The sequence below is a fragment of the uncultured Flavobacterium sp. genome (assembly GCF_951805225.1).
Classification (GTDB): Bacteria; Bacteroidota; Bacteroidia; order Flavobacteriales; family Flavobacteriaceae; genus Flavobacterium.
In genome coordinates, this window is the sequence record NZ_OX638201.1 from 4446262 (window position 1) to 4469544 (window position 23283).

Consider the following 23283-nt stretch of genomic DNA (forward strand, 5'->3'; position numbering starts at 1 on the left):
ACAAATCTTAAAATATAATAATCTGCGTAAATCAGTTTAATCCGTAAAATCGGCGGGCGATCTTAATGTTCCGAAATCACTTCTAATTCCGTTCTGAAAGAAAGCATTTTATCTGCAAATAATCCCAAAGCTTCTCTGTGAAATTCCGGTTCATCTTCGATATAATATTTCTCTAAAGTTTCTTTGCTATCGGTAACATATTGAACAGAATAAGTAATTCCGCCCATTTCTTCATTCACCAAAACTTTTACAATTCGTGCCGAAGAAAACTTTTGAGTTGCCAGAATTTCCGGTATGTGTTTTTCCTGCATCCATTTTAACCATTGGTCGTGAACGCTTTCGTGTATATTGGTGGTAACGTTGTAAATAATCATTTTTTTAAAGGTTCTGAGATTCTAATGTTCTAAGGGACTAAGTTTTTTAACTTTCCAGACTCTTAGAAACAAATCATCATATTTGTAATTCTTCTATAATCGTTTATTCGGTTAAACGTCTAACCGAATAAACGGTTCAACCAAACTATAAATTCTTGTCTCCTCTTAACTGTCGGTATTTTTTTCTCGCATCAACAAAGTAAATACTATCCTGATGGTTAAAAATTACCTTCTCGTACAAAGGTTTTGCCTTTTCTATATCGTGCAATTCGTCGTTGTAAATCTCTGCCGAAAAAAACAGCGCTTCATCTACATAAATTCCGTCACTATGATTGTCAATAATCTGTTGGTATTGGCTTAAAGCCGAATTATAATCTTTCTGACTTTCATAAACTTTACCTAAACGCAACAATGTTACGGCTTCGATTTCTTGTCCTTTATAGGTTTTCAGAATGCTCTGAAACTGCGCAATTGCTTCCGGTTTTTTATTCTGATACATCAAAAAGTCACCTTTCGCAAACTGCTTTAAAGCCGTTTGTGTCGAATCTGCAACGGTATTATCATTAATCAATAAAAAATATTCAAGAGCATCATTTGCAATCAATTGCGTGTTTGCTGCTTTCAACTCTTTAAATTGTTTCAAAGCCCACTCAAAATCGCCTTTATAATAACTTGTTTTTGCAGCTTTTAAACTTGCTTCGTGCGCCATTACATCATTCTTTAAATCCAACTGAATTTGCGAATAATAAATCAACGCCTGATTGTATTTTTCTTCCAAAAGCAAGATGTCTGCCAACTCCATCTTAGCATCTGCTTCCTGATAATCATTCAAATTTAATTCCAGCGCTTTTTTAATAATTGCCTTGCCTTCTTCCGTCTTTTTTAGATTAAAAGCCAGGAAATGCGCCTGAATTATTTGCAAAGATAAGGTAAAAGGAGTTATTTCATAGGTTGTGAGCAATTGTTGTAACTCAGCATTAATAATTGGATAGTCTTTTTCCTGTGCTTTGTCGATTTTAATTTGCATTAAATACGAATTAGTCTGAACCAACAAATCTAAATCTTTAGTATTTTGAAGGATAAAATTCAGGATTTCTTCCGCTGTATCCGTATCATCTTCATTCATTGCAAACTGACTTAAATTTACAATACTCGAAAGAGATTCCGGTTCACGTTTGTAAATGGCTTTTTCCTGAATAAAGGCTTTTCCGAATTCTTTTTGTTGTACATAAAACCAACTTAAATAGTGATTCCAAAATACATCCTGATCTTTTTGAGTTCTAAGGATTAAAGCCTTACGCATTGCATCTTTAAAAGCGGTGTTATCTGTTTCGCCACTCATAAAACGCGATAATTGCGTCTGAATTAAATTAGCATTCTGAGGATTATTATAGGATTCTGTTAATAAAAGTTCGATCATTTGATCCGTCTTTCCTAACTGTCCGTAAAGCATTCCTATTTGAAAATTAAAATTGTAACTCGGCTGAACCTGCATTGCTGTTTGATATGCTTTTAAAGCATATTCAAGCAACACTTTTTTCTCAAAAGAATTCCCGATTCCGTAAACATCATTCGGACTGGTTTTGATTTTTTCGATCGCCTGCTCGTAGTAATTTTTAGCTTTAGCGTCATTTTTCTGTAATTGGAAATTATATCCTAATTCTACTAAAAAGACACCTTGTTTATATCTGTTAAAACGTTCCTGAATAGCTTTTTGAGCTACATCAAATTGCTGCAATTGCTGATAACAATCTACGGTTCTTAAAAAATATTGTGTATTGGATGGTGCACTGTTCAAAAGCTCTTCATAGCTGATTTTAGCTTTTTCGAAATCACCTTTATCGTAGTAATATTGAGCAAGTTGCTCATTTTGTGCTAGTGCAAAAGTAGACCACAACAGAACGATATAGATAAAGATGTTTTTCATAATTCAGTCTTTTTTAGTCACTTTTTTCAGTTTTTCAATCTCAATACAAACTAAGTCTATAAACTAAATTACAACTTGCTTCTTCGATTTCCAAACTATCAAAGCTAAACCAATTAAAATAAATGGAATACTTAATAATTGTCCCATATTAATTGGCATACTGTTTTCCCAAGCTTCTTGATTTTCTTTGAAATATTCAATTATAAATCTGGCTAAGAACAATAACGTCAAGAAATATCCAAAAATTATTCCGTCAGTTTTTCTGATTTTATCTGATTTATACATCCAATATAAAATCACAAAAATCAACAAATAAGCAAATGCTTCATACAATTGCGTTGGATGTCTTGGAATCATGTCGTCTCTTTCGAAAACAACTCCCCAATTTCCGTTAGTTGGTTTTCCGTAGATTTCAGAATTCATAAAATTCCCAAACCTAATAAAAGCTCCAGTAACAGGAACTCCAATTGACATTTTATCTAAAAGCCACAAGAACTTAACTTTGTATTTGCGACAATATAAAACCATCGCGATCAAAACTCCAATTGATCCTCCGTGACTTGCCAATCCCATATAACCAACAAATTTATAAACTCCACCTACCTTCTGAATTGGCAAAAGAATCTCTATTGGATGTTGCAAAAAATAAGACGGTTCATAAAAAAAACAATGTCCTAATCGGGCGCCTAAAATTGTTCCAACTATTACATATACGAGTAAACTATCCAGATTGTCTATGGATAAATGCTCTTTTTTGTAAATATTTCGTACAATATAATAACCCAGTAAAAGCCCGCAAGCAAAAAGAGCACCATAATATTTTAAAGGAAAACTATCCGTTATCATCACAATAACCGGATCTACATTCCAGTTTAGTACTCCATTCATAAGTATACCATTTAAAAGTATTCAGTCGCAGTCGCAGTTAAAAAACTGAAAACTGCGACTGAGACTATTAACTTTATTTTATTCTTAATTTATAATATCAAATCCACAGTAAGGGCGTAAAACTTCTGGAATTACGATTCCTTCCGGAGTTTGGTAATTTTCTAATATTCCTGCCAAAACTCTTGGCAATGCCAATGAACTTCCGTTAAGTGTGTGTGCCAATTGATTTTTTCCGTCTTTGTCTTTGAAACGTAATTTCAAGCGATTTGCCTGAAAAGTTTCAAAGTTAGAAACTGAACTAATTTCTAACCAACGATCCTGCGCTGTAGAAAATACTTCAAAATCATAGGTCAAAGCCGATGTGAATCCCATATCGCCACCACACAAACGTAAAACTCGGTATGGCAATTTCAATTCTTTCAAAATATCTTTTACATGCTCTACCATTCCGTCAAGTGCTTCATAAGACTTATCAGGATGTTCAACACGCACGATTTCTACTTTATCAAATTGGTGCAAACGGTTTAATCCACGAACGTGTGCTCCATAAGAACCTGCTTCACGACGGAAACATGGCGTATATGCTGTATATAAAACTGGTAATTCAGTTTCTGTTAAAAGAACATCACGGAATAAATTCGTAACCGGAACCTCAGCCGTTGGAATCAAATATAAATCATCAATTGTTGAGTGATACATTTGTCCTTCTTTGTCTGGCAATTGTCCTGTTCCGTAACCTGAAGCTTCGTTTACCAAATGCGGAACTTGTACTTCATTATATCCTGCAGCAGTATTTTTATCTAAAAAGTAATTGATTAAGGCACGTTGTAAACGAGCACCTTTTCCTTTGTAAACCGGAAATCCTGCACCCGTAATTTTTACACCTAATTCAAAATCGATGATATCATATTTCTTTACCAATTCCCAGTGAGGTTGTGCACCTTCATGAAGAACCGGAATATCTCCTTCTTCGAAAACATTCAAATTGTCATCCGGAGTTTTTCCTTCAGGAACAATATCAGCCGGAAGATTTGGTAATGTGTATAATTTATGAGTCAATTCGACAGCCAAAGCTTCTGCTTTTTCGCCTAATTCTTTACTTTTTTCTTTTAATGAAACGGTTTTTTCTTTTAAGATTGCGGCTTTAGATTTCTCACCCGCTTTCATTAATTCGCCTATATCTTTGGACAATTTATTAGATTCGGCTAAAGTGTTATCTAATTCAACTTGTGTTGCGCGACGGTTTTCGTCTAGTTGCACCACTTCTTCAACAACGCTTTTAGCATCGATATTTCGTTTTGCTAAAGCCTTGATTACTTTCTCCTGATTCTCTCTAATAAATGCGATTTGTAACATAGCTTGATTTTTATAACTATTGTATTTTTTATATAAAGGAAGCAAATTTAAGGAAATGTTTCATAAGAATAAGCCAAAGTTGATGAGGAAAAACGATTTTGAAGATTATTATGCAAAGATCCGTTAAGGTTTTACAGAGATTCGGAAAGCTTTTTGGACAGATCAACATTATACAGATAAAATCCCAAAGCGATGATACATTTTGCAGCAACAGATTTTAATCCGTTGAACGCATCAATTAAAATATAGAAATAAGTAAATTGCAATTAAAAATTTACAATGATTAATATCGACCACTTTATAGAAGATTTTTCAAAGACTTTCAAAGATCTTATTGTTTCAGAACCTTGGACAATTACAAACGATCTTAAAAATATAATCGAAAAAATGATTTTAAATCTTGATGATAATTATATAATTAAAGATAATGTTGCTATTCATAAATCTGCAATTATCGAAAATAATGTAATCATAAAAAGTCCTGCAATTATAAGTGCGAACTGCTTCATTGGAGCAAATGCTTATTTTAGAGAAGGTGTTTTTTTAGATCATTCTGTAAAAATTGGTCCCGGTTGCGAAATCAAAAATAGTATTGTTTGTTCAGGAACTGCAATTGCACATTTTAATTATATTGGAAATAGTATTATTGGCCGAAACATCAATTTTGAAGCAGGTTCGATTGCCGCAAATCATTACAACGAGCGAGCTATAAAGAAGATATCTGTACTTTATAATGGAGAAATTATTGAAACTAACTCAGATAAATTTGGATCGCTAATTGGCGATAACTCCAGAGTTGGCGCAAATGCAGTATTATCACCAGGAACAATATTAACTAAAAACTCGATCGTAAAAAGACTTGAATTGATTGAGCAAGTTCCGCTAAAATAATATTTAGCGAAAGGCTTATTTATGCTCAACTAGCAATTCTCTCAATTCATTGGTTTTTAAATATGTCGCAAAACGTCCGGAAAGCAATAACATTTCTCTTTCTTCGGGCGTAATTCTCAATTTAGTTTCGACATGAGAAGCATATTCATATAGAAGTAAAATTTGTCGTGGTGACAATTCGCTAAATTTTTCTTTATCTAATGTGGCAACGATTACTTCGCCGTCTTTATCTTTTTTAAAGGCGTCCTCGCCAAATTTACTCAACAGTTCTTGCTTAAAATTAGCGTATAATTTTGACCAACTGCTCGAATCGTCATTTGTGTTTTTTAATTCGATTACTAAATCTTCATAAGGCTGATCTTTATCCAATTTTAATAAATGATCCCGAATCGTAGTAAAACCAATAATTTGATAATTTGTAACCGGAATTTTATAGCGTTCAAAAGTATTTTCGACATCTTTATCAAAAGTCATATATCTTGTTTGAACCGTGTATAAAGATGCAGTTTCAAACAACGAAATCAACTTGATTTTGGCATCATTTACATAAGGTTCTTTTTTCCCCTGTCCCAAACAATCGATAAAAACTGCTTTTTTATTCTTATCGTCAACTTTGGTATCGTTATGAAGTAATTCTACCAAAGTTTTATATCCCATATTATCTGAAGCGCCGCCATCGACAATACACAATATCTTATCTCTGTTTTTTACTCCGAATTTCACTTTTGGAAGAACTCCGGGAAAAGCTGAACTTGCTGTAATGGCGTAAGTAACCGGAAAATTATATCCGTCATTTATCTTATTCTCATTCAATGCAATATCTGCTTTATTGGGCGCCAAAGACGAATTTAGATTTAAACCTCGAATAATATGTGGCATAAACGGAATGCGTTCGCCATTGTTAAAAGCAGTTCCATTTGCAACAAACATCGGTAAAGAAGGCGTTTGCTTACTATCTTTTGAAACAAAGAAATCCGACAATAACATTTGAGTTCCAAACTTATTGACATTATCAGGATTAGTGCCGTCATATTGCAAAATATCCGAATCTATACGTTGCGTCATCGATATTTTATCTCCTTTTTCGTTTCGGCTATTGTTTAGAAGTGATAATATATTGGCCGATTTATCTACGTAATCTTTATACGCATCGGCTTTAGAAAAATAGAATTCGTTGAAAGTACAATTGTCATAAAACAATTTATTTTTAAGAATAGTCAAATAATATCCCGCCGAAAAACAACCTCCAGAAACAGTCGAATAATAATCGATCTCATTCAGAAAATTACGTTGACCATCACTTTCTTTAATTTCTTCTAATCCTAAAAGAACGCCCATACTAAAAAACTGAGCTCTCGAACCTCCGCCCGAAATACCAATTCCAAGAGCAATATTAGGATTTTGAAACCTTTTATCCCTTTCCTGAACTGATTTGTAATCGCTTAATGATACCGATGGAATAGAATTATAATTGATTTCTGAAAACAGACTTATTTTATTTTGAGAAAATCCTATCTGAAGAAAAAGAAGAAAGAATATCTGGTAGTATCTACATCTCATTTTTGACTTTTTAAATCGCTAAATCATTCAAGGCTAAATTAATGAAGTTATTTCAGAAAGTTACTTGAACGCTTCACAAAGATTCGCCAAGTTTTATTAAAAAAAATTTGAAATTAATCATGTGAAAATATATTAATCGCGCAAAGACGCAGAGTCGCAAAGGAAATAAAACTTAGCGCCTCTGCGTCTTTGCGAGCAATTTTATAGATATTATAAATCTTTGCGAGGCTTCAACTTCGCTCAGCCTGACAATGCATGATTAAAAACTTTGCGAATCTTTGCGAAAAACCTTAGCGAACTTTGCGGTAAAAAACCTTTGAACCTTTGAACCTCAAAAAAACTAAGCTCTCTTAATTTCATGTCCAACAAATTCCTCTAAAGCAGCAAACATATCGTCTACAGAAAGTACTTCGAAATCAGGGTGGTTTTTCAAGAAATTAGCATTTAGTGTAACCAGATTTTCTTCCAGTTCATAGAAAGTATCGTTTTGCAATAAATCGCGCGTTGGGTTTACGCCTTCCAATTTTCCGCTTACGAATTTATTCAGCTTTACGCTGCTCATCAATTTGACTTTTTTGCTTTGTTGTTGAAACAATTCCAAATGTTTTTCGGCACCAATTAATGCCAAACCTTCTTCGATAAGTTCGTTCAACTCTTTATTCCAACCCGATTTATAGACAAACTGAGCAAAATTTCCTTCGGCATATTGCGAATAGTAATAATCAAGATAGTAACTCATCAAAGCATCTTCGTGAATAAATTCGTCATCGACACCTTCTTCGCGCATTAAATTGATTACCGAAATATTGGAATGAATCACATCGTGAAGATTTTCACTATTCATTGCCGTTTCAGAAACTATTATTCTACCAAATTCCTCCATCTTGTTTTTTGTTTTGAGATTGTTTTGCAAATTTCAGCTAAATTAAAACAGAAAAAAAACACAATCTGATTTAAATACCATCAGATCCTTCATTCTTCTTTTGCTCATTCATTTTTGCAACCAAAGCTTTCAATCGCAATGCATGTTCTTTTTTTTCGGCTTGAATTTTAGCCTTTTTCTTATTGAGCAATTTGGTATGCAAAGCCTTGTTTTTGGTATTTTTTTCAGGTCCTTTTGCCATGATTTCTGCTTCTTTACATTGTTTTGCAAATTTCGGGGAAATAATAATACAAATGACATTATTTTTTTGGCCTTTTCTGCGGCGGCGGATCAGGTTATTCGCTGCTATCCCTAACGCATACATTTTCAAAAGACAATAATAATTGGCAAAGATTTTGTTTCACTATTTAAAATTTCAACCAATAAACAAAACCACTAAAACCAAAAACCATGAAAGAAACCGTCTATAAGAGCTTACTATTTTCTCTTTTGATTACTAATATTTGGAGTGTAATAATATTTTTTATCTATTTTTTTGAAAGTCCGGGATGGTTTCAGGGTTTAACAACTCTCATGATTTTTGTATATAGTTGTTGGTTTACTTCAGCTTTAGGAATTCTTTCTATAATAATTTCATTCCTAAAAAAATGGTTTTCTACTCAAAGGAAACTCTTCATGCTTGTTTTAATTGCATGGCTAAATTCATTTTTCTCAATAATACTTTTAATAGTAACCTCTTTGGAAATAGTTCGTTCAGAAGCCATTTTTGGTTTTTACCTATTTTTAAACCTTATTGTTTCAATAGTAGCATTATTAATTATAAAAAGAATTTACAAAACCAATCAGCCCGATTTCCAATCAATAACCCAACATACAGTTTAGAAAATTAAATTAAACCTCAACGCAACCTTTTATAAAATCATAGAAACTTATAATAGTAATTTTCATGGCGTTTTCCGCCGCGGCGGATCGGACTATTCGCTACAAGTCCTCGCACTTCCTGCGTCAGGCTGTGGGCTATCCGCTGCTATCCCTAACGCGCACGTTTTCAAAAGAAGAGATTATTTCGAAAGAAAAAACAGTATTTTAGCATAGTAACAAAAGAAGATTAACAAAAAAGAGAAGTAATAAAATAAAGAGAAATGGGCAAAACAAGACAATTCTTAGATACACTTTCAGATCATGAACTTGCCTTTTTCTATAAATATAAGTTGCATACTTATATGCGCGATACTCAACTAAATATAAATACTTATGTAATAGAACGGAATTTAAACCACGAAAAAATAAATCAACTTATTACAAAACCAACACAACTTTATTACAAAAAAGCAAAATGCTGTCCGCGTTGCGGAACTAATAAATTACTGGTAAATACTGTAGAATGGACAGAAACATATGGCAAAGTTGGATATGAAGACGAAATAGCTGTTGGTGATGCAATGATGGGAAAAGCCACATACAAAGATGAAATTATTTGCAACGTTTGCAATTTTTGGTTACAAGATCCAAACAATAAAAACCCGGAAAAAAGCAAAGAAAACAAATGGTCAATTTGGACTTTTATTAATTTCATTTTAGATATCTAATTCATAACCAGAATTTCAAATCATTAATCACAAAAAAACCAAAACCTCAACGCAACCTTTTACAAAATCAATCATCTGTTAACAAGGAGAATAGTTTAAATTTCAAAAGCAATTCTTTTTAACTAAAAAACCAAAATCATGAAACAGATTTTCATCCTTTTTTGTGTCTTTTTTTTGCTAACAGGTTGCAGCGATAACGACGACTCACATTCATCAGAAGTAAAATATTCCGAAATCATTCAAGGAGATAATTTTAATGGAGATTATAATAATCCAAAAGCCAATCTGGTTATAAAAGATCAAACGGAGTGGAATAATCTACTTTTAAAATTCAATCTCATTACGAATGCAAATGTAATTTCTCCTGATCTTACTGTCGATTTTACCAAATATCAAGTTATCGCCGTTATTGACGACGTCTATAATTATGGCGGATATTCTATAGATATAACCAAAATCATAGAAACCAATAGTAGCATTTTTGTTAAAGTTGAATACTTAAAACCAGGAGGAATTAACGCTGTAATTACCCAACCGTACCATATTGTTAAAATACCAAAGACTAATAAAAAAGTAGTTTTCAAGTAAAACCGCGAAAAGTCTTGCTTTTTAATCTGTGTCTAAAACAATTATGATATAACTTTACGGTTTAAAGACAACAACTATGAAAACCGTATTAATTGCAATTATTTCACTTTTATCTTTTTCAATGCAATCGCAAAATCGTTACGAATTGCAAGATCAGGGAAAAGAAAAACTATATCTTTCTGATTACATCACAACAATGTCTGAAAGAAGGATCATCAAAAGTGAACCTATAATTGTAATTGACGGAACTCCATTCCGTTTTCAGGATCTTGAAAAACAGAAACTTCCCTTGTACAAAAATGAAATTCAGGAAATAACGCCACTTGACCATCAAAAAGGAATCAGCATTTATGGCAATTTTGCCGAAAATGGCGTTTTAATTATCACCACAAACAGAAAGAAGAGTTCGAACAACCATGAATAATCTTTCTAAAAACTGGACATTATTCTTTGTTTCTGGAATCATAGCCATCATCTTCGGCATTATTTATGCTATAATCCTACTCAACGGAAATTCGGCAGAAGACGGATTAATGGGAATTTATATTTTGTTTTGGATACTTCCTGTTTTTGCAATACTACTTATTGATCGTTTTTTGGTTCGCAAGTTTGGCAATCAAAAAGTAAATAAAGTGCAATTCTCTTTTCTCGGATTTATTATACTTTTATGGATTATTAGAGCGATTGCAAATCTCTAAATTATTTAAATCATGATGAAAAGAGTTTTATTAATTACAACTGCATTAATTTTCTTCGGATGTAAAAAAGAAGAAACAAATCCTAAATTTAAATATTTTGATTTTTCATTTAGCAACACTTTTGAAACCTCATTTTCCGTAAAATTTACTCCAAATGACAGTGTTTATCTTAGAGAACATTGGAATGGTCGTACTGTTTTTGATAGCACAACCATTCCCAAAAGCGAAACAAATTATATCGCCTTAATAACAAAAGAAGACAAGAAAACATTGATTGATTTAATATCAAAAACGCAACTTAAAAAGTACGATTCTACTTATTACGAGAATTACAGTGATGGAAGATTTTACACTTTTTATATAGACAAAGATTCAATCAAAAAATCAATTGCAATACATAGTTATAAAGATGACGTTCCTAAAGAATTGGATTCTTTGGCAAAATGGATTTATATTTGGAAAAAGAACATCAAATTAATTAAGACTAATAAAAACTTAACTTTCTTTAGCTCAAAATACATTCTTCCACCACCTCCACCACCTCCAATAAAAACAAGATAAAAATGAACCCAACCTTCTTCCCAACCCAGGAAAAATTCAGAGAATGGTTAGAAAAGCATCACCAAAAAGAAACCGAACTTTTAGTAGGTTTTTATAAAGTGAGTACCAAAAAACCAACTATGTCATGGTCAGAATCTGTAGATCAGGCGCTTTGTTTTGGCTGGATTGACGGCATTCGGAAATCAATTGACGAAGAAAGTTATACGATCAGGTTTACACCGAGAAAAAAATCGAGCATTTGGAGTGTCATAAATATTAAAAAAGTTGAAACACTTACAAAAGCCGGATTGATGAAAGAAGCCGGAATAAAAGCTTTTGAACTAAAATCTGATGAAAGATCAAAAATTTACTCGCATGAAAATGAAGCGTATGTTCTAGATCCTGAACTCGAAAAGCAATTTAAAGCTAATGAAACGGCTTGGGAATATTTCAACAATCAGGCACCATCGTACAAAAAAGTAATAATTCACGTAATTATGAGCGCCAAACAAGAAAAAACCAGAATTGCGAGATTAGAAAAAGCAATAAAATTTAGCGCCGAAGGAAAACGAATGCTGTAAAAAATTCAGAAAAAACGACTTCTTGCCTACTCTATTTAATTTTACTTTTTGGTAATATACTTCGGCACTTATTTTTACAAAAAAATAAAACAAAAAAGTAAATAAAGTACACTTTTTCTTTCTGTCTTTGTAGTACTTTTATAAAATATTTAGGAGCAATACTACTTATTTACAAAACACTTTCTCCTCTAAAAAGATAACCAATGGAAAAAAGAACCACTTTACAATACTACGTTTTAGATGTTTTCTCTAATAAAAGTTATAAAGGAAATCCGTTATCCGTTGTTTTTACAGATGGTGATTTAGATTTGGAAGTTTATCAAAACATTGCAAAAGAATTCGGTTACTCTGAAACTTCGTTTGTTTATTATTCTCCGGTGCAAAAAGCACTAAATGTTCGTTCGTTTACGCCAATAGGTTTTGAAATAGACGGCGCAGGACACAATTTATTAGGAGCAGTTTGCGGAGCATTACTAAAAAAACTTCCCATATTTGACGAACAAGACGAATCGAAACGTTTTGTAATGATGAAAAATGCACCAATTCCATTAACGGTAAGTTTTGATCCCGTGACTCAATATCCGGTTGTACAAATGCATCAAAAACCGGCTGTTATCAAACAAGAAATTCCTACTTATAAAATAGCAGTGGCGCTTGGTTTGAAAATTGAAGATTTGGACAGTAATGATTTTGTTCCTTCGGTTGTTCAAACGGAAGTTACACATACAATGGTTCCGATAAAAAACAGCCAATTGCTGAATGATTGTATTCCAGATAATAAACTTTTGATCGAAATTTCGAAAGAATATAAATCAGAAGGTTTTTATTGTTTTGCGATTAATCAAAATGAAGATCATTTAGTCGAAACGAGATTTTTTAATCCAATAATCGGAATTAATGAAGATCCTGCAACGGGAACAGCTGCTGGTCCACTAATTGGTTTTTTGACCCAAAAAAAACAGGCAAAACTTAATAAAGAATATAAAATCCTGCAAGGCGTTAAACTCAACCAACCTTCTTTGATTGAAGTAATGTGTAGAGAAAATGATATTTTGGTTGGTGGTTCGTCTATTATTACAATGCGTGGAGAACTTTATATATAAAAAATAATGCAAAACATACTACTTGAAATTTCTAAGAAAGCAATTGAATATGAGGATTTCAATTTCACATCAGAGCAAATTGAAACTAATTGGCTCGGAGCTATTCCCGCAACGGAAAAGCAAATACGTGAAATTGAAAACAAATTAGGTCTAAACTTACCCAAAGATTATATCGATTTTATAAGAATAACTAATGGTTTTTCAGCGCCGAATGATATCGAGCCAAGTTTTGAATCAATTGAAAATATTGATTACTTAAAAAACATCGAGCCTTTTACAATAGAAGCTTACGCCCATTTACCAGAATTAGAAAATGCTATACTTATTGCAGGTAGAGAAGAAGAACAATATTTTTTACTTATTCCTCCCACATCAAACAGTCCCGAATGGAACTATTGGAAGTTTGCAAACTGGCATCCAGGAGAACAGCCTTATAAAAATCTAAAAGACTATTTTGAAGATGTTCTTCAATTTATAATTAAAAATCACGAATCATAAAAAAAGCTGCATCAAATGATGCAGCTTTTTTTATGTTTAAACCTGAAATCGGAATTTCTTAGTTTGTTTTCATTGGTGGTAAATCAAATGCGATTGATTCATGTTCGAAGTTGTTACGGTGTCCGCCATCGCAAAATGGTTTGTTTGCAGATAATCCGCAACGACAAAGTCCTAATGCAGATCTTCCTTGTAGTCCATAAACTGCTCCTTCTGAATCCATGATTTCAAAATCACCTTCGATTTTGATAGATCCGTTTTTATTGATGATTAATTTTGTCTTGCTCATAACTTGTTTTTGTTTTTTTCAGGGCAAAGATTGCGAAATAAATTTTGAAGATTTTAATTAGGATGCTAGTTTAAACTGGTTCTATTTTAGGATTTCCTTAAGCGATTTGCCAAAGTTTTTTTTTAAAATAAACGTGAATTTAATCGCGCAAAGACGCGGAGGCGCAAAGTTTTTAAATTTATATCTGTCGTCCCTACGGGACTTTTGTTTGTGATCGTATTTCATTTTCAACGGATTAAAATCCGTTGCTACAATATGTAACGAGCCAAAGGCTCTCTTGAAAGTTCCGGAGGAACGATTTATTTTGTAGCAACGGATTTAAATCCGTTGAAAAATGCGCGATCTTGTCAGAAATGACAAACTGGGTGTTTTTTAGCCCCGATAGAAGTGGAAATCCTTTTACTTTTTTCTTTAAAAAGTAAAAGATTGTAACGGATAGCGGGATTAGCTCCTGAAAAAACTACTACGAAAAATCAAATCTTTGTCCATTTTATAGTGTGGTTGCTTCGTTCCTCGCAATGACAAACAATGAGAAAAAACTTTGCGACTCTGCGTCTTTGCGAGATTAATTCACATTCTGCAAAACAAAAACTCGGCGCTTTTTCTTTGTGAAACTCCGTGAAATAACAAAATCTCAATTCTATTGCTTATTTTTGCACTCAATAAAATTGAGTTATGATACAAAATCCAAAGAGATATACTATTACGGCAGCATTGCCTTACACCAACGGACCTATACATATTGGGCATTTGGCGGGGGTTTACGTGCCTGCAGATATTTATTCGAGATATTTACGTTTGCAAGGAAAAGACGTTGCGTTTATTTGCGGAAGTGATGAACATGGCGTTGCAATTTCGATGAAAGCCAAAAAAGAAGGAATTACACCACAAGAAGTTATTGATAAATATGACGGAATTATTAGAAAATCATTCGCTGATTTTGGGATTTCGTTTGATAATTATTCTAGAACTTCGGCTAAAATTCATCATGATACGGCTTCGGAATTCTTTAGAACGTTGTATGATAAAGGTGATTTTATTGAAGAAATTACCGAACAATTGTACGATGCAAAAGCAAATCAGTTTCTGGCAGATCGTTTCGTAGTTGGAACTTGCCCAAAATGTGGCAATGAAGGCGCTTATGGAGATCAATGCGAAAATTGCGGATCGACTCTAAATGCTACGGATTTAATAAACCCGAAATCGACAATTACAGGAGAAACTCCGATTTTGAAATCTACAAAACACTGGTTTTTACCTCTTGACCGTTATACTGAATTCTTGACGGAATGGATTCTTGTTGGACATAAAAACGACTGGAAACCTAACGTTTACGGACAAGTTAAATCTTGGGTTGATGGCGGACTTGAACCTCGTGCGGTAACGCGTGACCTTGATTGGGGAATTGATGTTCCGGTTGAAGGTGCCGAAGGAAAAAAATTATATGTTTGGTTTGATGCGCCTATCGGGTACATTTCTTCTACGAAAGAATGGGCTTTACGCGAAGGAAAAGATTGGGAACCATATTGGAAAGATGAAGACACAAAACTGGTTCATTTTATTGGGAAAGACAATATTGTTTTTCACTGTATTATTTTCCCAGCGATGCTTAAAGCCGAAGGAAGCTATATTTTGCCGGATAATGTTCCTGCAAATGAGTTTTTGAATTTGGAAGGAAACAAACTTTCGACTTCTAAAAACTGGGCAGTTTGGTTGCACGAATATTTAGAAGAATTTCCGGAGAAACAAGATGTTTTGCGTTATGCATTGACATCAAACGCTCCAGAAACTAAGGATAATGATTTTACATGGAAAGATTTCCAAGCGAGAAATAACAACGAATTGGTTGCAATTTTTGGAAATTTCATTAATCGTGTTGTGGTTTTAACCAATAAATATTACGACGGATTTATTCCAACGCCAAACGAATTATCTGAAGTTGACGAGAATACTTTGGCTGAATTAAAAGCGTATCCAGCCGTGATTTCAAGTTCGGTTGAGCGTTACAGATTCCGTGAAGCTCTTGGCGAATTGATGAATGTTGCACGTTTAGGAAATAAATATCTTGCCGATGAAGAGCCTTGGAAAGTTATGAAAGACAATCCGGAGCGTGTAAAAACTCAAATGTATGTAGCGTTGCAAATTGCTGCTGCGTTGAGCATTTTGGCAGAACCTTTCTTGCCTTTTACTGCTGCAAAATTGTCAAGAATCCTTAAAAATGAAGGTAAATTGAATTGGAATGACGTTGCCGAAAATTCAGAATTGATTCCGGAAGGTCACCAAATTGGTGAAGCCGAATTACTTTTCGCAAAAATAGAAGACGAAGAAATACAAAAACAAATAGATAAATTGGAAGCTACAAAAACTGCTAATCTTGCCGAAAGCAAACAACCGGAACCTCAAAAAGAATTGATTCAATATGAGGATTTCGCTAAAATGGATTTACGCGTAGGAACTATTATTGAAGCTGAAAAAATGCCGAAAGCAAACAAACTTCTAGTTCTTAAAATTGATACCGGAATTGATGTTCGTACAATTGTTTCTGGAATTGCCGAAAGCTTTTCGCCAGAAGAAATCATTGGAAAACGTGTTACAGTTTTGGCAAATTTAGCGCCAAGAGCTTTACGCGGAGTTGAAAGTCAGGGTATGATCTTAATGACAACAAACGCCGAAGGAAAATTAGTATTCGTAAATCCTGATACTGACGCTCCAAACGGTGAAACGATAAATTAACTTTTTTAGTGAAAGGTTAGATGCGATATGTTAAAACATGAGAAATTTCTCATGTTTTTTCTTTTTAGATGAGTTTATAGTCGTACGTTTGTCTTGACAAAATATCAGAAGACTTTAAATAGTAACTTATTCAAAGTTAACATAAGCGAACCCTCGCCATGGTGCTGGAACAGGAAACTGTCCTTAATCTATCCTTCGGATATTTTGTCACACCTAAAGCGAGGGTTTCGTGCGTTTAAAATTTTCGATTATGACAAAAGAAAATGAAAAAACATTAGAGCCAGATGTAATGCGTGCAATGGCAGAATTCCTCTCGAATCTTTGGTATGAAGAAGATTTTAGAGATCAACCTGAGTATTTGTCCGAAATTTTCGAGACAATTCTCTTAACCGAAATGGGCGATGATCTAGATCTTCGGATCAGAATGGTAAGTTCGATTAGAACAAGCAAATTGTTGGCAAATGCCCTTGGACCTTTTACGGACACGGAAATTAATAACGCCTGCAAAAAAATCATGAATGCCTAATACCACACAAAAACAAGTTCAATCCTAAATTTTATTATTCAAGAATAATTTAAAGTGTGCCGTCAGGCACAAATGATCGGTAGAAAGAATTAGGTTCAAAATTCGTTGGCGTGCCGTAGGTACGCATCAAAACGATTTCCATGCGTACCTACGGCACGCTAAATCTATTGCAATTCCTTTTTTTCTACCGATCATTTGTGCCTAGCGGCACATTTTGATTCTTGATTTGCATTTCTAAATAAATGCATTACTATTCCTTCACCATAATATCCCTATGGAACCACGGGATTTATTCAAATTAGGGATTTTATAACATCTTAAACGAGGTTTTATTCTATGCTTCTTTTTTTGAAAAATAAAAAATAAGATCTTCGCAAAAAAAAACAGACTAAATAATGCTTAAAAAATTATTCTTTGCCTCGCTATTTTTAAATACTTTAATCTCTTTTTCTCAAGAGGTTGTTAGTTCTACTCCTGTTGAATTAAAAAAGAATCGTGATATTTTTCAGGTTGTAAACAATGAAAAAAAGGATGTTACTTTATTTGTAAGTGATAAAATAAAAGTAAAAGGGATTCATCTTAACGAAAACATGCAAATTGTTGATAGTATTTCTACCGAAAGACCAAGTACTAAGATTTATGATAATATGATTGGTTACAACATCAGCAATAACAATACTAGATTATTTTGGTCTTCTAATAATTATCAGGATATTTATACGCAATTGTTTGATTTTAATACTCGTAAAGTTGAAACAAAACAATATTCTCTTATATTGAAAGAAGAGAAAATTCTACAGAAATTCAGCGAAAATGAAAATTTCTATATTTTAACTTTTATCAAAAAAAGCAGTAATTTAAAACTCCATATTTTTGACAAAGACGGAAACTATACTGCAAAAACAATTTCGCTGGGAGGATTTCACTTTTTAAAACACGATTATGCAAAAACAGATTTAGATGGAATATTAAGCGAAAACTTACTTCCTTTTGAACTTCCTTACACACTAAAATATATCGACCCTGAAAACCCAACTTCATTAACCGATGGAGCTAAAAAGAGAAAATGTTACTTTAATAAAAACCAAATTACAATAACTCTTGACACTAATATTGACTTTACTCAGGTTTTTATCATTGATTTAAAGACTTTTACCGCTACAGAAAAAATTATAAAACAACATTCTATAGCTGGAGATCGTACATTTTTAAATTCTAACTCTTTCTATTTTGACAATAAACTATATCAGGTAAAAACTGCATCAGACCTTTTATATTTTACTATAAAAGATCTGGATGACAATATCTTAAAAGAACATTCTGCAAATGCTACGACTCCAATCGAATTCAAAAATTCTGAAATATATCAGGAAGGTGGAGATTTCTTTGGAGGAAAAAGAACCTTAGAAACCTCAGCGCAGTTTATTAGAAAAGTAAACAATTTGCATGCTGGTCTTTCTTGTTATCATATTGGCGATAATACATTAATTACTTTTGGAGGTGTTTCTGCAACTCAGCAATCAGGCGGACAAGCAGCTTTAGGACAATTTGGCTTAATTGGAGCTTTGATTTCAGTAGCTGTTTACAATCCAACAATGGAAAACTTCAACTCGTATTCTAATAGAAAAGTCGTGAAAATTGAAGGTTTATTTGACAAAGAAGGAAATAATATAAAAGGCGAATTAAAACCTTTGGCATTTGATAAAATCAGGACATTTTTTGATAAAAACACTGATGTTTCATCGCAAACCTTATTTAAAATTAACGACTTTTATTATCTGGGTTATTATGATAATAAAACCAAAGAATATACGATTAGAAAATTTGCTGATTAGAACAAGAATCCCGATTTAAAACTCGGGATTTTTTTTATCTGTAAATTGACTTCAATAGCTGATATTGTTAATACCTAAAGATAGAAAAGTTATAATTTGTGCCGTTAGGCACCTAATATTGGTAGAAAAGATTAGGTTAAAAATTCCGTGGCGTGCCGTAGGTACGCATCAAAACGATTCCATTGCGTACCTAACGGCACGCTATACCTACTGTAATTCTTGTTTTTTCTACCGACATTTAGTGCCTAATGGCACATTTTGATTATTGATTTGCATTGTTGAATTAAAACACTTTTAATTCCTTTGCTGATAAAACAGAGGTTTTGTTTTAGGTTTCTTTTTTTTGCTAAAGAAAAAATAAGATCTTCGTAAAAATTAAAAAACCATCAAAAAATGCTTAAAAATCTACTTCTCGCTTCTTTATTTTTAAATAGTTTACTCTCTTTTTCACAAGACATTGTAAAAGAATTTGATCTGAAATTAGAAAAGAAAAGAGACTTTTTTCAAGTAGTGAATGAGGATAAAAAAGAAGTTATTCTGTTTTTGAATGATAAGGAAAAGGTTACTTCTATAAGATTTGATGAAAAGTTTAATATTATAGATTCTTTGACTACTGCAAGGCCAGAAAAAAAATACGATAATATCATTGGTTATAATCAAAAGGATAATAATTATTTTGTTTTTTGGGCATCAGAAAATAGAAAAGAAATAAGTTCTCAATATTTCAATTTTGCAAAAAAAGAAACCAAAACAACTTCGATTAATCTCGAATTAAAAAAGGAAAAAATAGTCAAAGAGCTTACTATAAACAATGTCTTTTATTTAATTACGATTGTAAAAAACACGAGCATTTTAAAATTTTATATTTCTAATAATGATGGAAATCTAGATACAAAAACAGTAGACTTGTCTAACTTACAATTTCATAGTTCTTCTAATGAAAATGTAAATCTATACGATCTTTTATTTGCAGTATTTGAAGAGCGCTCCATTGAAACTATTCATAATGATAGTCCGCCTTCACTGGCCTTGAGTTCAAAGAAGTACAAGATTTACACCTACAAAAATGACGAGATTATTTTTACTTTAGATAATAATCCTGATTTAACGGCGATACTAAAGATTAATCTCAACGATTTTACTGCCAATTTAAAATCGATTGAACAGCCACGAATAATCATAGACCCGTCTGATTTTAGTACACCTGAGTCAAATTCGTTTTTAATTGAGGATAAAATTCTACAAATAAAAACCAATCATAGTGTCTTATTTTTAACCATTAGTGATCAAAATGGAAATAGAATCAATCAATTTAAAACTTTACGAGACGAAGAAATAGCCTATAAAAATTCAGATGTTTTTCAGGAAACCGGCAGTGTGCATAATAAAAAGGTTCTCGAAAAACCAAAACAATTTATACGAAAAATCAACAACTCTAATCCCGGCATATCATGTTATAAGCTAAATGATTTATATTATACTGTAATCGGGAGTTCGCAAGATATATCGCATGCAGGTGGAGGTCCAGGAATGGGAATGGGTGCTGGTTTTGGTGGCGCTCCTATGGTTTTTGGTTTTACATCGAATTATACTATTGGAAATTTGGTTTCTTATAAGGATAAAATTGTTGTTTACACGAATTGTCTATTTGATTCCAATTTTAATCCTTCAAAAAGCAAAACCGAAACTTCAGCATTTGAAAAAGCCAGATTATTTTTAGAAGAAAACGAAGAAGTCAAAGAGAAGACATCGATTTTTGGCAGAGATTTATATAAAGATTTAATTGTTTTTAAATTCAATACTTCTCTGTATCTTGGGAATTATAATAAACAAAATAAAAAATATCAGATTTTTAGTTTTTCAGAATAATAATCGCAACTATTTACGTTTTTTAATCATTCGTAAAACAGAAATCTTAGCTTTTCTAAAAGATAGTTTTTGAAAAAGCTCAAATTAAAATAAAATGAAAATCACCAAACCAAGATTAGCCTTAATCTGCGGAATACTTTGTATTTCGATCTTCCCGATATTGATAAAACTGAAACTAGCGCCTGGATTAATTTCGGCTTTTTACCGAATGACTTTTGCGGTGATTTTACTTTTGCCTTATGTACTTATTACAAAAAGTTTCAAAATGCCAAAGACAAAATTCTTGCTTCTTGCGGTACTTTGTGGCATTTTATTCTCATCAGATGTTGCCGTTTGGAATATCGCCATTCAGGATTCAAGCGCGACTCAGGCTTCGTTGCTAACGAATTTATCTCCGCTTTGGGTTGGAATTGGTTCCTTCTTCTTTTTAAAAATAAAACCTGCTACAAATTTCTGGATTGGAACCATAGTTTCCTTATTTGGAATGATCACTTTGGTTGGTTTTAGCTTTTTTATGGATTTGAATTTTGATCAGGCTTTTCTATTTGCGGTCTTATCCGGAATCTTATATTCGATCTATCTTTTGGTCAGCAAAAAAGTACTTTCAGATGTTGATGTTCTTTCGTTTATGACCATTAGTTTATTCGCGTCAAGCATTTATTTAGGAATACTTTGTTATTCTTTAGATCAGCCTTTTACAGGATTTTCGGATACGGGTTGGTTTGTGTTACTACTTCAAGCGGTTATTTGTCAATTGTGCGCTTGGCTTTCTATTAGTTATGCGACACAACACATGCGTGCAACAAGGGTTTCGCTAAGTTTATTAAGTCAGGCTGTAATTACTTCTGTATTAGCTTGGTTGTTTTTGGAAGAACAAATAACTTTACAAATGGTTTTTGGCGGAATCATTTTGCTATTTGGAATCAGAATTACATTTTACGATAAAGCTATTTCTTTAAAGAGATTGTTTTCTAAGAATTAGGATTGAGAATTGGCACACTGATTTTTACGGATTAAACGGGTTTTCGCTGATTGTTTTTTAATTTGTTGCGAAAAAAATTCTCTCGCAGATTTGGCAGATTTAGCAGATTTTTTTTTAAAATAATTCGTGAATTCGTGGCTAAAAAAACTTGAAACAAATTTTTCTACAAATAAAAAACCTGAAACCTGAAACAAAACAAACTTGAAACAAAAAACATCATGTTACATAAAAGCAAAATACCTAATTTAAAAGTAATCGCATTTGATGCCGATGATACTTTGTTTGTAAACGAGCCTTATTTTCAGGAAACTGAACATAAATTTTGCGCTTTGATGGAAGATTATCTTTCGCATCAGGGAATTTCACAGGAATTATTCAAGATCGAAATCGAGAATTTACCTTTATACGGCTACGGAATCAAAGGATATATTCTTTCGATGATTGAAGCCGCAATGAATATTTCGAATAATACAATTCCGATTGAAGTTATTGAGAAAATCATTCAATACGGAAAAGAATTACTAGAAAAACCAATCGAACTTCTTGACGGAATTGAAGAAACTTTGCAGGCTTTGCATGGAAAATACAAATTGGTCGTTGCCACAAAAGGCGATCTAAAAGACCAACACAGCAAATTGCATCGTTCTGGTTTAGGACATTATTTTCACCATATCGAAGTAATGTCAGACAAACAAACTATTGATTACGATAAATTAATTGGTCGTCTGGACATTCAGCCACATGAATTTTTAATGATTGGAAATTCGTTAAAATCGGATATTTTACCTGTTCTGGAAATTGGAGGTTACGCCGTTCATATTCCGTTTCATACTACTTGGGAACACGAAAAAATAAATCATAAGGTAGAGCATGAGCATTTTAGTTCGTTCGAAAAAATTACCGAAATAGTTCATAATTTACTATAATGAAAACACTTTTAGATTTAGAAAACTGGAATAGAAAAGAGCATTTTGCACATTTCAGTAAAATGGAAGAACCTTTTTTTGGTGCAACTGTTGAGATTGATTGCACAAAAGCTTACAAAACAGCAAAAGAACTCAAAGTTTCTTTCTTCATTTATTATTTGCATAAAACTTTGGTGGCCGTAAACTCAATCGAGAATTTCAGATATCGAATTGCCGAAGACAAAATCTATATTAATGATCGCATCGATGTTTCGGCAACTATTGGTCGTGAAGATGGCACTTTTGGATTCTCGTTAATAGAATATAATCCTGATTTTAGAATCTTCGAGCAAAATGCTTTGGCAGAAATTGAGCGAATTCAAAACACAACCGGACTTTTTACAAGATCGTTTGATGATGATAATGTCATACATTTCTCGGCAATTCCGTGGTTGAACTTTACTTCGCTTTCGCATGCCAGAAGTTTTACTTATCCGGATAGTTGCCCTAAAGTTTCTTTTGGAAAAATGATCACTTCAGAATCCGGAAAGAAAACAATTGCCATGTCCGCTCATGTACATCATGGTTTGATGGATGGCCTACATTTAGGACAATTTGTCGATACGCTTCAAGGATTAATGAACGAATAAAAAACGAAATATCCATTGCCT

25 protein-coding genes are annotated in these 23283 nt (G+C 32.8%); 17 read left to right on the plus strand and 8 right to left on the minus strand.

The features are described from left to right. Window positions 1–62: 62 nt before the first annotated feature. From WN975_RS18550 to serS, 4 genes are all read right to left on the minus strand, one after another. Entirely contained in the window at window positions 63–374 is a 312-nt protein-coding gene (locus tag WN975_RS18550; protein ID WP_099709963.1) for a DUF4286 family protein, read from the minus strand. Between the two features lie 145 nt (window positions 375–519). Next, the gene (locus tag WN975_RS18555) at window positions 520–2301 is read right to left on the minus strand and encodes a tetratricopeptide repeat protein (RefSeq protein ID WP_337967792.1); all 1782 of its coding nucleotides are present in this window, start codon (window positions 2299–2301) and stop codon (window positions 520–522) included. 63 nt (window positions 2302–2364) lie between these two features. After that, window positions 2365–3189, minus strand: a complete 825-nt coding sequence (gene lgt / locus WN975_RS18560) for a prolipoprotein diacylglyceryl transferase (RefSeq protein WP_337967793.1) — start codon at window positions 3187–3189, stop codon at window positions 2365–2367. An 84-nt stretch (window positions 3190–3273) separates the two neighbouring features. Beyond that, window positions 3274–4545: a serine--tRNA ligase gene (serS, locus tag WN975_RS18565; protein ID WP_337967794.1), complete on the minus strand. Its 1272-nt coding sequence runs from the start codon at window positions 4543–4545 to the stop codon at window positions 3274–3276. 279 nt (window positions 4546–4824) lie between these two features. Between serS and WN975_RS18570 the strand changes: the two genes are divergently transcribed. Then, on the plus strand, window positions 4825–5436 hold the full coding sequence (locus tag WN975_RS18570) for a DapH/DapD/GlmU-related protein (RefSeq protein WP_337967795.1): 612 nt from the start codon (window positions 4825–4827) through the stop codon (window positions 5434–5436). A gap of 15 nt (window positions 5437–5451) precedes the next feature. Here the strand turns inward: WN975_RS18570 and WN975_RS18575 are convergent, their stop codons facing one another. The 3 genes from WN975_RS18575 to WN975_RS18585 all read right to left on the minus strand — a co-directional run bounded on the left by WN975_RS18575 (window position 5452) and on the right by WN975_RS18585 (window position 8243). Then, window positions 5452–6996 carry a patatin-like phospholipase family protein gene (locus tag WN975_RS18575; RefSeq protein WP_337967796.1) on the minus strand — a complete coding sequence of 515 codons (1545 nt, stop codon included), beginning with the start codon at window positions 6994–6996 and terminating at the stop codon, window positions 5452–5454. Between the two features lie 340 nt (window positions 6997–7336). Next, window positions 7337–7879 (minus strand): hypothetical protein, encoded by a 543-nt coding sequence (locus WN975_RS18580; protein WP_337967797.1) that lies wholly within the window; start codon window positions 7877–7879, stop codon window positions 7337–7339. Between the two features lie 70 nt (window positions 7880–7949). Further along, complete coding sequence (locus WN975_RS18585) at window positions 7950–8243, minus strand: hypothetical protein (protein WP_337969021.1); 294 nt, start codon at window positions 8241–8243, stop codon at window positions 7950–7952. Window positions 8244–8329: 86 nt separating this feature from the next. Between WN975_RS18585 and WN975_RS18590 the strand changes: the two genes are divergently transcribed. From WN975_RS18590 to WN975_RS18630, 9 genes are all read left to right on the plus strand, one after another. Further along, window positions 8330–8761 carry a hypothetical protein gene (locus WN975_RS18590; protein ID WP_337967798.1) on the plus strand — a complete coding sequence of 144 codons (432 nt, stop codon included), beginning with the start codon at window positions 8330–8332 and terminating at the stop codon, window positions 8759–8761. Between the two features lie 260 nt (window positions 8762–9021). Beyond that, on the plus strand, window positions 9022–9468 hold the full coding sequence (locus tag WN975_RS18595) for a hypothetical protein (RefSeq protein ID WP_337967799.1): 447 nt from the start codon (window positions 9022–9024) through the stop codon (window positions 9466–9468). Window positions 9469–9606: 138 nt separating this feature from the next. Further along, window positions 9607–10056 (plus strand): protease complex subunit PrcB family protein, encoded by a 450-nt coding sequence (locus tag WN975_RS18600; RefSeq protein ID WP_337967800.1) that lies wholly within the window; start codon window positions 9607–9609, stop codon window positions 10054–10056. 76 nt (window positions 10057–10132) lie between these two features. After that, window positions 10133–10480 (plus strand): hypothetical protein, encoded by a 348-nt coding sequence (locus tag WN975_RS18605; protein ID WP_337967801.1) that lies wholly within the window; start codon window positions 10133–10135, stop codon window positions 10478–10480. Further along, entirely contained in the window at window positions 10473–10754 is a 282-nt protein-coding gene (locus WN975_RS18610; protein WP_337967802.1) for a hypothetical protein, read from the plus strand. Before WN975_RS18605 ends, WN975_RS18610 begins: the two co-directional genes overlap by 8 nt. 12 nt (window positions 10755–10766) lie before the next feature. Continuing rightward, window positions 10767–11315, plus strand: a complete 549-nt coding sequence (locus WN975_RS18615) for a hypothetical protein (RefSeq protein ID WP_337967803.1) — start codon at window positions 10767–10769, stop codon at window positions 11313–11315. Window positions 11316–11317: 2 nt separating this feature from the next. Beyond that, window positions 11318–11875: a YdeI/OmpD-associated family protein gene (locus WN975_RS18620; protein ID WP_337967804.1), complete on the plus strand. Its 558-nt coding sequence runs from the start codon at window positions 11318–11320 to the stop codon at window positions 11873–11875. A 203-nt stretch (window positions 11876–12078) separates the two neighbouring features. Beyond that, window positions 12079–12978: a PhzF family phenazine biosynthesis protein gene (locus tag WN975_RS18625; protein WP_337967805.1), complete on the plus strand. Its 900-nt coding sequence runs from the start codon at window positions 12079–12081 to the stop codon at window positions 12976–12978. 6 nt (window positions 12979–12984) lie between these two features. After that, a complete protein-coding gene (locus WN975_RS18630; protein WP_337967806.1) occupies window positions 12985–13476 on the plus strand; it encodes an SMI1/KNR4 family protein in 492 nt (163 codons plus the stop codon). Window positions 13477–13534: 58 nt separating this feature from the next. Here WN975_RS18630 and WN975_RS18635 read toward each other — a convergent pair whose 3' ends face one another. Continuing rightward, on the minus strand, window positions 13535–13762 hold the full coding sequence (locus WN975_RS18635; RefSeq protein ID WP_089353750.1) for a CDGSH iron-sulfur domain-containing protein: 228 nt from the start codon (window positions 13760–13762) through the stop codon (window positions 13535–13537). A 675-nt stretch (window positions 13763–14437) separates the two neighbouring features. On the opposite strand from WN975_RS18635, the gene metG reads away from it, so the two are divergent. The 7 genes from metG to WN975_RS18670 all read left to right on the plus strand — a co-directional run bounded on the left by metG (window position 14438) and on the right by WN975_RS18670 (window position 23262). Beyond that, window positions 14438–16495 (plus strand): methionine--tRNA ligase, encoded by a 2058-nt coding sequence (gene metG / locus WN975_RS18640; RefSeq protein WP_121328254.1) that lies wholly within the window; start codon window positions 14438–14440, stop codon window positions 16493–16495. Between the two features lie 250 nt (window positions 16496–16745). Continuing rightward, window positions 16746–17021 (plus strand): hypothetical protein, encoded by a 276-nt coding sequence (locus WN975_RS18645; protein WP_337967807.1) that lies wholly within the window; start codon window positions 16746–16748, stop codon window positions 17019–17021. Between the two features lie 395 nt (window positions 17022–17416). Further along, complete coding sequence (locus tag WN975_RS18650) at window positions 17417–18856, plus strand: hypothetical protein (RefSeq protein WP_337967808.1); 1440 nt, start codon at window positions 17417–17419, stop codon at window positions 18854–18856. A 393-nt stretch (window positions 18857–19249) separates the two neighbouring features. Next, window positions 19250–20725, plus strand: a complete 1476-nt coding sequence (locus WN975_RS18655; protein ID WP_337967809.1) for a hypothetical protein — start codon at window positions 19250–19252, stop codon at window positions 20723–20725. A 94-nt stretch (window positions 20726–20819) separates the two neighbouring features. After that, on the plus strand, window positions 20820–21707 hold the full coding sequence (locus tag WN975_RS18660) for a DMT family transporter (protein WP_337967810.1): 888 nt from the start codon (window positions 20820–20822) through the stop codon (window positions 21705–21707). Between the two features lie 218 nt (window positions 21708–21925). Beyond that, a complete protein-coding gene (locus WN975_RS18665) occupies window positions 21926–22633 on the plus strand; it encodes an HAD family hydrolase (protein ID WP_337967811.1) in 708 nt (235 codons plus the stop codon). After that, window positions 22633–23262, plus strand: coding sequence for a chloramphenicol acetyltransferase (locus WN975_RS18670; protein WP_337967812.1), 630 nt, complete (start codon window positions 22633–22635; stop codon window positions 23260–23262). The genes WN975_RS18665 and WN975_RS18670 overlap by 1 nt, the downstream gene beginning before the upstream one ends. Window positions 23263–23283: the final 21 nt, after the last annotated feature.